Source organism: Nocardia sp. XZ_19_369 (assembly GCF_015355715.1).
Taxonomy (GTDB): domain Bacteria; phylum Actinomycetota; class Actinomycetes; order Mycobacteriales; family Mycobacteriaceae; genus Nocardia.
Genome location: NZ_JACVED010000003.1, coordinates 282,318 through 292,567, shown reverse-complemented (window position 1 = coordinate 292,567; position 10,250 = coordinate 282,318). Strand labels below are relative to the sequence as shown.

Here is a 10,250-nt window from a genome sequence, read left to right as displayed (position 1 = left end):
GTTTGAACGTGCGGCACGAGTACCGACCGGTCTATCAGACCAGCTTGGTCGACCCCGCCGAGTTCTGGGCCGGGGCGGCTGAAGCGATCGATTGGGAGGTTCCGCCAACCCAAATCGTGGACCCGGCCGCTCGTCCGGTGGCCAGGTGGTTCACCGACGCTCGCCTCAACACCTCCTTCAACGCCCTCGACCGGCATGTGCACGGTGGCGCCGCGGCGGAGGGGGGCCTAGCGAATCAGCCCGCCTTAATATACGACTCCGCTATGACCGGCACCAGAGGCGTTTTCACGTACGCGGAGCTGCTGGAAGAGGTAGCCAGGTTCGCAGGCGCGATGAGCCGGCTCGGCGTCGTCGCGGGTGATCGCGTCGTCATCTACCTGCCGATGATCCCCGAAGCCGTAATCGCCATGCTGGCCTGCGCGCGGATCGGCGCGGTGCACTCGGTGGTGTTCGGTGGCTTCGCCGCGCCGGAGCTCGCCGCGCGCATCGATGACGCGAAGCCAGTGTTGATCATCACAGCATCCGGCGGCCTGGAACCGGGCAAACAGCTCGAATACCCGCCGATTGTGTTGCAGGCCTTGGACCTCGCGGAGACCACCGCGCCGCGCACCGTCATCGTGAAGCAGCGCCCGCAGTTCCCGACCATCCACTTCTCCGCGCCGCAGGCCGCGACCGAATCACTGCCGAGTTCATCACAGACCATCGCGGCGCAATGGCTCGATTGGGACGACGCTGTCCGAGGTGCGCCACTGGCCGAGCCGGTCCCGGTCGCCGCGACCGACCCGCTCTACATCCTCTACACCTCGGGTACCACCGGGAAACCCAAAGGCGTGGTGCGGGACAACGGCGGACACGCGGTTGCCCTCGCCTGGTCCATGCGCAATATCTACGACGTAGGCCCCGGCCAGGTGATGTGGACGGCCTCCGACGTCGGCTGGGTCGTCGGGCACTCCTACATCGTCTACGCGCCGCTGCTGGTCGGCGCGACCACGCTGCTGTACGAAGGCAAGCCGATCGGCACCCCGGATGCGGGCGCGTACTGGCGAGTGATCGCCGAACACAATGTTCGCGTGCTGTTCACGGCGCCGACCGCGCTGCGCGCCATCCGCAAGGCCGACCCGGACGCCGCGCTCGCGCACGGCCACGACCTCTCCTCGCTGCGCGCACTGTTCTGCGCGGGCGAGCGACTAGATCCGGCCACCTACGCCTGGGCCGACGAGATACTGCTCGCCGACCGCACGGACTGCCCCGTCGTCGATCACTGGTGGCAGACCGAGACCGGCTGGCCGATCTGCGCGAATCCGCTCGGTCTGCAACAACTTCCGATCAAGGCGGGTTCGGCGTCGGTGCCGGTGCCGGGGTATCGCCTGCGGGTGCTCGATTCCGAGGGCAACCCGGTGCCGCCGAATACCGAGGGCAACATCGTGATCGGGCTGCCGCTGCCGCCCGGCACGCTGACCGGGCTGTGGCACGACGACGAGCGCTACAAGCGTTCGTACCTGTCCGCCTACCCCGGCCACTACCTCACCGGCGACTCCGGGTACTTCGACGAGGACGGTTACCTCTATGTGCTCGGCCGCAGCGACGATGTGATCAATATGGCCGGGCACCGGTTGTCGGCCGGCAGTATCGAGGCGGCCATCTCCGGCCACGAGGCGGTCGCCGAGTGCGCGGTGATCGGACTGCCCGATGAACTCAAGGGGCACCGGCCGCTGGCCTATGTGGTGCTCAAGTCGGGGGTCGAGGTGGACCCCGCGCAGTTGCGGGACGAGCTGATCGAGCGGGTGCGCAGCCAGATCGGCGCGATCGCCACGCTGCACGACGCCGTGATCGTCACCGCGCTGCCGAAGACCCGCTCCGGCAAGATCCTGCGCAAGACGATCCGGCAGATCACCTCCGGCGATCCGTACGAGGTGCCGTCCACCATCGAGGATCCCGCGGTGCTCGAGGCGCTGGAGGAGCAGATCCACGCGGCACGCGATCTCCCGCCGCTGAGCGAATTCGGGCCGGACTCGGCTGCCACCCCGGTGACCTCGGCGCCCGGCGGCGAGTAAGGCCAGCTCAGCCGGTACCTGCGTGCTCATGAGATCAGTTGTCTCGCTGGGTATTCCGTCGTAGATCCCGGCTCGGAGAGTCGACTGCTCAGAGATTCCTTAGGAAGCGTTCACACGCGTGCCAGTGCGGCGGCCTAGCGTCGAGGGCGCTAGTACCCCTCGATATTTGGAGTCACACCATGAAGCGTTCCGTTGGCCGTCCCGCTGTCGCCGCATTCGCCGCAGGCGGGCTGGCCACTGTCGCCATGTTCCTCAGCCCCGCCATCGCCTCCGCCGACCCGATGGAGCTCGCCGGCCCGCTGCTCACCTCGGACTGTTCGTTCGCCCAGGTCGACGCCGCCCTGCACGACAAGGCACCGCAGCTCGCCGCCATGCTCGACGCGAACCCGAAGCAGAAGGCCGAGCTGCAGCGCAAGTTCGATCAGCCGGTCGAGCAGCGCCGCGCCGAACTCCAGCGGGCCATCGACCAGAACCCGGGCGCGGTCCAGGAAGCCCAGAACGACCCGCGCTACAACCAACTGCGCGACACCATCCGCACGGTCGCCGATTCTTGCCACAGCTACTGACGGGCGCCGTTCCCCGATGACCACAGGTCACCTGATCTCGTGAGGACATGGGTAACTCACCGGGTACCGGCTGACCTGCCCGTTATCTCACCGCCGGACGCCGACGCGACGATCGCGACACTCGAGTCTGGCCTCGAGTCTCGGAGAGGCGGGGGAGCACAATGACAGATGTGACGCCTACTTCCACCCCGACCGTCCTCGTCGTCGATGACGACGAGGACGTGCTCGCCTCGGTCGAGCGGGGGCTGCGGCTGTCCGGGTTCCATGTGCTGGTCGCCAGGGACGGGGCGCAGGCGCTGCGCAGCGTGAACGAGCACGCGCCGGACGCGATCGTGCTCGATATGAACATGCCGGTGCTCGACGGCGCGGGGGTGGTCACCGCGTTGCGCGCGATGGGCAACGAGGTGCCGATCTGCGTGCTCAGTGCGCGCGCCTCGGTGGACGATCGCATCTCCGGGCTGGAGTCCGGTGCCGACGACTACCTGGTCAAGCCGTTCGTGCTCGCCGAGTTGGTCGCGCGGATCCGGGCGCTGCTGCGCAGGCGGACCGACACGCAGTCACCCGCGACGCCGGGCGCGATCACCGTCGGCCCGCTCGAAGTCGATGTCGCCGGGTACCGCGCGCTGCTGAACGGCGATGAAATCGAGCTCACCAAGCGGGAATTCGAGCTGCTGTCCACGCTGGCGCGCAATGTCGGCGTGGTGCTGAGCCGGGAACGTTTGCTGGAACTGGTGTGGGGCTACGACTTCGCGGCCGACACCAATGTGGTGGACGTTTTCGTCGGCTACCTGCGGCGCAAGCTGGAGGTGGACGGCGCGCCCCGGCTGCTGCACACGATCCGCGGCGTCGGGTTCGTGCTGCGGGCGCCCAAATGACGCAGGTCACCGCGCCGAAATCCCGTCGGCGCCGGGCCTTTTCGCTACGCACCAGGGTCGCGGGCGCGGCAGCGGCCGGTGCGATCGTGATCGTCTCGGTGATCAGCGTGATCAGTATTCACGCGATCGAACGCAACAATGTGCAGCAATCCGATCAGCAGCTCGCGATCGCCGCGCGCATCGTGCTGATCGAACCGGTCATCGCGGTCCGGTTCGTCAGCTTGACGGGTTTGAACAACGACATGGCCGTCACGGTCCGCGACCACGGCGCGGTCACCGCGAGCACGCCGACCCAATTGCCCGATCTGGCACCGGGTTCGCGCACCGTCCCGGTCGGTGGCACGCCCTACCGAATCCTGTCGACGACCGAGAATCAGCCAGCGGGACGGGTGGTTTCGATCGGCATCCCCGCCGCCTCGGCGGCCGCGGCCACCGCCGACCAGCAGCGCTGGGTACTCGGCGGGGCATTGTTCGCCATCGCCGCCGCGGCGGCACTCGGCTGGCTGCTGGCCGGACGCGCGGTGCGCCCGATCGTGCGGCTCACCCGTCAGGTCGGCGCCCGCAGCGGCCTGCCCGATCCGCATAACCCGCAGACACCGGTGGACGGGTCGGGCGTGCGGGAGGCGGAAAAGCTGGCGGACGCGGTGAATACCATGCTGCAACGGGTGGATCAGGCGCAGTCCGCGACCGCAGCGGCCTTGGAGACCGCGCGTGACTTCGCCGCCGTCTCCGCGCACGAGTTGCGCACGCCGCTCACCGCCATGCGCACCGACCTCGAGGTACTGCGCACCCTGGACCTGGACGAGGCGCAGCGCACCGAGATCCTCGCCGACCTACAGCGCAGTCAAGGGCGGGTGGAGACCACGCTGGCCGCGCTGGAGCGCCTCGCCACCGGCGATCTCACCAACGAACGCGATCATGTCGCCACCGATGTCGGCGACCTGTGCGACCAGGCCGCGCACGACGCCATGCGGCACTTCCCCGGCTTGAAGGTCCGCATCGACAGCGACACCGAGCTGGTCACCCGCGGCCTGCCCGCGGGTCTGCGCCTCGCGGTGGACAACGCGCTGGCCAACTCGGTCAAGCACGGGCGGGCCACCGAGGCGCTGGTGTCCGCGCACCGGGCGCCGAACGGGCACATCGTGATCAGCATCGACGACAACGGTCGCGGCATCCCGGCGCACGAGCGTCAAGCCGTGTTCGATCGGTTCTTCCGCGGTAGCCAGGCGAGCAAGGGCGGCTCCGGACTCGGCTTGGCCCTGGTCGCCCAGCAAGCCCAAGTGCACGGTGGGCGCGCCTATTTCGATGACGGAACGCTGGGCGGCATCCGACTCGTCCTCGACCTGCCCGATCCGACCTGCGCCTGACCGCCGCGGGTCCTTAGCGAACTCTCATAGAAACGCCAGCGGTTGGGTCATGGGGCGGCTCTATCGTCTGGCTGTGATCGGAAAACGCGCCCGCTGGGCTCTTCTCGCCGTTGCTCTCGTCAGCGCTGGCGCGCTCGGTGCCGGCCTCACCGCGTGCAGCCGATCGGACGACGGCCCCACCGGCATCGCCCTGGTGAACGCCGACACCGGGCCGACGGGCGCACGGGTCGTCAAGGCGCTGACGGAAGCGGGCGGATACGAATGGACCGCCGCGAAGCCGGGTGAGGCGAGCACCGACGACTACGCCGCGGTGATCACCCTGCCCGCCGACCTCACCGAATCCATGGGCACCCTGGCCGGTACCCAGCCGCGCCGGGCCAAGGTCACCGTCGCCACCCACAAGAGCGCGGACACCGACCTGGTGAACGGCGCGGTGTCCGAGGTGACGCACCGGGTCGGCGCGGCGGGAGTCGACGCCGCGCTCGCGGCGGTCGGGCAGGCCCGCAGCCAGATGTCGCAAGTGCAGTTCACTGCGCAGTTGCTCAAAGCCGGCGTGAACACGGCCGCTTCGGGCACCGAGCAGTTCAGCGCGGGCGCCGACCAGCTGCTCGGCTTCCTGAGTTTCGCCAAAGAGGGTTCCGCACAGCTGACTTCGGCCATCGCACTGCTGAACTCGACCGTCGACGGCGCCGCCAAGCAGGCGAACGAGCTTGCCTCCGCACTGGATTCGACCGGCATCACGATCGCTCAAGTCGAGCAGACAGCCAACACGGTGAACTCCGGCCTGGACCAGATCCTCCCGCTGCTGCGCGCCCTGCCCTTCGCCAACGATCCGGCGCTGGCCGACATCATCAAGAAACTCGAAGCGCTCCAGGGCATTTCGGGTCAGGCCGGCTCCCAGCTCACCGGCCTCGGCTCGCTGGTCGGCGGCGCGGTCGACCCGAACACCGACCTCGGCACGCTGCTTCGCACCGTGGTCGACCGATTGACCAGTGCCAGTGCGCAATTGAACGAGGGCGCGAAGCTCGCCGAGGGCCTGCCCAAGCTCGCCGACGAGGGCGGCGCCCAATTGGTCAGCGCCATCAGCCAGCTCACCGGCGGCGTCACCCAGCTGCAGACCATCGTCAACAACCTGAGCACCCAGACCGACAAAGCTGTAGACGCCCTCCCCCAGCGCAGCTCGGCCCAGCAGTCCGCGCTCGCCCTGGCCCTCACCGATCCGGTCGAGATCGTCCGCGAGTAGCACGACAGCGGCCCGTGCTCCACCGAGTGGAACACGGGCCGCGGTACGCGTTTCGGTTTAGCTCGCGTCCAGCAGGTCGATGATGAAGACCAGCGTCTTGCCTGCCAGGGGGTGTCCGGCACCGGTCGGGCCGTAGGCCAGCTCCGGGGGGATGGTGAGCTGGCGACGGCCGCCGACCTTCATGCCGGGGATGCCGTCCTGCCAGCCCTGGATCAGGCCGCGCAGCGGGAAGTTGATGGATTCGCCGCGGTTCCAGGAGGAGTCGAATTCTTCGCCGGTGTCGAACTCAACGCCGACGTAGTGCACCTCGACGTTGCCGCCGGGCACGGCTTCTTTGCCTTCGCCCTCGATGATGTCCTTGATCACCAGCTCGGCGGGCGCGGGCCCACCCTGGAACTCGATCTCCGGCTTGGTCATTCGGCATTTCCCCTTCGGTGGGTGATGGTGGTGATGGTGGAACTAACGGTTGGTGATCTCGCGGTAGTCGCGGGCGCCGTAGCCGGTGTAGATCTGCCGCGGGCGGCCGATCTTCAGTGGCTCGCTGTGCATTTCGCGCCAGTGGGCGATCCAGCCCGGCAGTCGGCCCATCGCGAACAGCACGGTGAACATGCGGGTGGGGAAGCCCATGGCCTTGTAGATGACGCCGGTATAGAAGTCGACGTTCGGGTACAGGCGCCGCTCGACGAAGTAGTCGTCGGTGAGCGCGGCCTCTTCCAGCGCCTGGGCGATCTCGAACAGCTCGTCGTTGCCGAGCTTGTTGAGGATGGCGTCGGCGTGCTTCTTGGCGATGGCGGCGCGCGGGTCGTAATTGCGGTAGACGCGGTGCCCGAAGCCCATGAGCTTCACGCCGTCTTCCTTGTTCTTGACCTTGCGGATGAACTCCTTGACGTCGCCGCCGTCGGACTTGATGCCGTCGAGCATCTCCAGCACCGCCTGGTTGGCGCCGCCGTGCAGCGGGCCCCACAGTGCGTTGATGCCGCCGGACACCGAGGTGAACAGGTTGGCGTCGGAGGAGCCGACCAGCCGCACCGTCGAGGTGGAGCAGTTCTGCTCGTGGTCGGCGTGCAGGATGAGCAGCATGTCCAGCGCCGCGGCGACCTCGGGGTCGACCTCGTACGGCTCGGCCGGGAAGCCGAAGGTCATCCGCAGGAAGTTCTCCACCAGGCTCAGCGAGTTGTCCGGGTAGAGGAACGGCTGGCCGACCGACTTCTTGTACGAGTAGGCCGCGATGGTGGGCAGCTTGGCCAGCAGCCGGATGGTGGACAGCTCGACCTGTTCGGGGTCGCGCGGATCCAGCGAGTCCTGGTAGTAGGCCGACAGCGCGTTCACCGCGGAGGAGAGCACCGGCATCGGGTGCGCGTTGCGCGGGAAGCCGTCGAAGAAGCGCTTCAGGTCCTCGTGCAGCAGCGTGTGCCTGCGGATCCGGTCGGTGAAGTCTTCCAGCTGGGCCTGCGAGGGCAGCTCGCCGTAGATCAGCAGGTAGCTGACCTCGATGAAGGTGGAGGAGCCCGCGAGCTGGTCGATCGGGTAACCGCGGTAGCGCAGGATGCCTGCCTCACCGTCGATGTAGGTGATCGCCGACTTGGTCGGGGCGGTGTTCATGAAGCCCGGGTCGTAGGTGACGTAACCCGTGCTGGCGAGCAGCTTTCCCAGCTCGATTCCGTCGTTGCCTTCGGCGGCCTTGGCGACCGTCATCGGGAACTCCCCGCCGGGGTAGGTAAGCACCGGCTTGGCGTCTTCGTCGACGTTGATGATGTTCTCAGCGGGCACGGAAGGATCCCTCTCAGGCTAGAACCGTAGGCATCGTCGCGGTCGGCGCACGATGCACTTGTCTCAACGCTAGACGTTCACCGACGCGGACAACCAGGAGGGTAGTCCTGTGCGACCTCACAAACATCTCGTGGCGGTGTGAGGTCCGAAGTACGCGCCGAACAGCGATTGCTGGATATTCGCAGGCTCATGGTGCCACTATTTCCGCATGTGCGCGCCCTACCCGGTATCGCACGAATGCCGGGAACGCGATCGCGGCGATCACTACGCCGATCACCACGAGAACACCACCACCGGCCGCCGCGACAGCGGTACCCAGACTCGCTGCCGCAAAACCGTGGGCAACATCACCGATTCGGGGCCCACCTGCGACAACCACGATGAACACGCCTTGCAGCCGTCCGCGCATCTCGTCGGTCGCGACCTGCTGCAACATGGTGACCCGCAGCGCGGCCGAGACCATGTCCACCGCGCCGCCGAAGGCCGAGCAGAGCAGCGCGAGCGAGAGCCCGAGGCCCAGGCCCAGTCCGTGCCCGGTGAATCCGACGGCCGCGCCGAAGCCGACCATGGCCAGGCCCCACAGCACGATGCAGACGAGTACGGCCAGCCCTTGACGCTGGATGCGCGGTATCCAGCCGGAGAACACCCCGCCCAGCACCGCGCCCACCGACATGGACGCGAACAGCAGGCCGAGCGCGACCCCGCCGGTGGTCGAATCGCCGAAGGTCTCGTGCGCGATCTGCGGGAACAGCGCGCGCGGCATGCCGAACACCATGGCGATCACGTCCACTGCGAACGAGGCGAGCAGGATCCGCTGGGTAGCCAGATAGCCGAAACCGTCCAGCACCGTGCGGAATCCGGCCTTGCGCGCGGTTCCGGTCGGCGGCAGGGCGGGCAACTTCCACACCGCCCAGATCGTGGCGAGCAGAGCGATGGAGTCGATGAGATAGAGGGTCGACAGCCCGATCACCGGGATCAGCGCGCCCGCCAGCACCGGTCCGGCGATGGCGCCGAACTGCATCACCGTCATGCTGAGCGAATTGGCCGCGGCCAGTTGGTCTTCCGGCAGCAGGCGCGGGATGGCCGCGCTGCGCGTCGGCTGGTTCACCGCGTAGAACGCCTGCTGCACCGCGAACAAGACGAGCACAACCCAGACGTTGTCGATGCCCGACGCGGCCTGCGCCCAGAACGCCACCGCGGTGAGCCCGGTGCCCGCGTTGGTGATGAGCATCAGCTTGCGCCGGTCCATCACATCCGCGAGCGCGCCGCCCCACAGCCCGAACACGATCAGCGGCACCAGGCCGAACAGCCCGGCCAGGCCGACATACCCTGAGCTGCCGGTGATCTGGAAGATCTGCTGCGGCACCGCGACGATGGACAGCTGCGCACCGATCATGGTGACGATGCCCGAGGTCCACAGACGCCGGAAGTCGGGATGTCGCAGCGGAGCGGTATCGGCCAGCAATCTCACCGGCGGGAGCGTAGCGAGTCGAACCCGGCCGGCTCGATACGAGATTTCTCACCGGCCGGCCGGGAATAGTTCAGGGTTGTAGTCGCTCCACCTTCATGGTGCCGTTCTCGACGAGCACCCGAATCCGGTTGTGCAGCCTGCCGCGTCGGCCCTGCCAGAACTCCACCTCGTCCGGCCGCAGCAGAAAGCCACCCCAGTGCGGCGGCACCGGAATCTCGTCGACATTCTCGAAGCGCGCGATCGTCTCGGCCATGGTGCGGTCCAACTCGGCCCGCGACCCGATCGGCTTCGACTGCCGCGAGGCCCACGCGCCCAGCTGCGAGTCGCGCGGCCGGGAGCGCCAGTAGACCTCGGTCGTCTCGGCGGGCACCCGCTCGATCGCGCCGCGCACATGCACCTGCCTGCCGAGCGCGGGCCAGACGAAGGTGGCGGCGGCGAACGGCACGGCCGCGAGCTGGCTGCCCTTGGCCGAGTCGTAGTTCGTGTAAAAAGTCACACCCTCGGGGGAGAGCCCTTTACACAGGACGGTTCTGGCGACCGGTCGCGGCGTGCCGTCGGCCAGCGAAACGGTGGCCAGCACCATGGCGTTCGGCTCCGCGACGCCGACCGCGGTCGCTTGCTCGATCCAGTGGCGCAGCAACGGCTCCCAGCCGCCGGCCAGCCACGTTTCGTCCAGATCGACGTCTTCGCCGCTGCCGAACGGGGCGCCCCCGTACTCGGCGCGCATGCCGGCTAAATCGGCGCTGGGCAGGGTATCGGCCGTCTCCTGGCCGCCGGGTGAATTGTCCAGGTCACGCATGGGCCAGACGTTACTCCGGGGTAGCAAGGATCTAAGGTGTTGGTGATCGGCATGTGCTCGGCGAGCCTCGTTATACCCCTCATCGCCGAGGATCAGGCCTGTTCT

9 protein-coding genes are annotated in these 10,250 nt (G+C 67.9%); 5 read left to right on the top strand and 4 right to left on the bottom strand.

The genetic code is table 11. The features are described from left to right. Window positions 1-2: 2 nt before the first annotated feature. From IBX18_RS13035 to IBX18_RS13015, 5 genes are all read left to right on the top strand, one after another. Window positions 3-2,054, top strand: coding sequence for an AMP-binding protein (locus IBX18_RS13035; RefSeq protein ID WP_228540919.1), 2,052 nt, complete (start codon window positions 3-5; stop codon window positions 2,052-2,054). 179 nt (window positions 2,055-2,233) lie between these two features. Then, the gene (locus IBX18_RS13030; RefSeq protein WP_194833972.1) at window positions 2,234-2,620 is read left to right on the top strand and encodes a hemophore-related protein; all 387 of its coding nucleotides are present in this window, start codon (window positions 2,234-2,236) and stop codon (window positions 2,618-2,620) included. A gap of 161 nt (window positions 2,621-2,781) precedes the next feature. After that, a complete protein-coding gene (locus IBX18_RS13025; RefSeq protein WP_194833971.1) occupies window positions 2,782-3,495 on the top strand; it encodes a response regulator transcription factor in 714 nt (237 codons plus the stop codon). Beyond that, window positions 3,492-4,862, top strand: a complete 1,371-nt coding sequence (locus IBX18_RS13020) for a sensor histidine kinase KdpD (RefSeq protein ID WP_194833970.1) — start codon at window positions 3,492-3,494, stop codon at window positions 4,860-4,862. The genes IBX18_RS13025 and IBX18_RS13020 overlap by 4 nt, the downstream gene beginning before the upstream one ends. A gap of 73 nt (window positions 4,863-4,935) precedes the next feature. Next, complete coding sequence (locus IBX18_RS13015; RefSeq protein ID WP_194833969.1) at window positions 4,936-6,105, top strand: hypothetical protein; 1,170 nt, start codon at window positions 4,936-4,938, stop codon at window positions 6,103-6,105. Between the two features lie 57 nt (window positions 6,106-6,162). Here the strand turns inward: IBX18_RS13015 and IBX18_RS13010 are convergent, their stop codons facing one another. The 4 genes from IBX18_RS13010 to pdxH form a co-directional block, all read right to left on the bottom strand. Further along, entirely contained in the window at window positions 6,163-6,522 is a 360-nt protein-coding gene (locus IBX18_RS13010; protein ID WP_107654055.1) for an FKBP-type peptidyl-prolyl cis-trans isomerase, read from the bottom strand. Between the two features lie 42 nt (window positions 6,523-6,564). After that, complete coding sequence (locus IBX18_RS13005; protein ID WP_135234698.1) at window positions 6,565-7,875, bottom strand: citrate synthase; 1,311 nt, start codon at window positions 7,873-7,875, stop codon at window positions 6,565-6,567. A gap of 187 nt (window positions 7,876-8,062) precedes the next feature. Next, window positions 8,063-9,346, bottom strand: a complete 1,284-nt coding sequence (locus tag IBX18_RS13000) for an MFS transporter (RefSeq protein ID WP_194833968.1) — start codon at window positions 9,344-9,346, stop codon at window positions 8,063-8,065. Between the two features lie 70 nt (window positions 9,347-9,416). Next, complete coding sequence (gene pdxH, locus IBX18_RS12995) at window positions 9,417-10,145, bottom strand: pyridoxamine 5'-phosphate oxidase (RefSeq protein ID WP_194833967.1); 729 nt, start codon at window positions 10,143-10,145, stop codon at window positions 9,417-9,419. Window positions 10,146-10,250 lie beyond the last annotated feature (105 nt).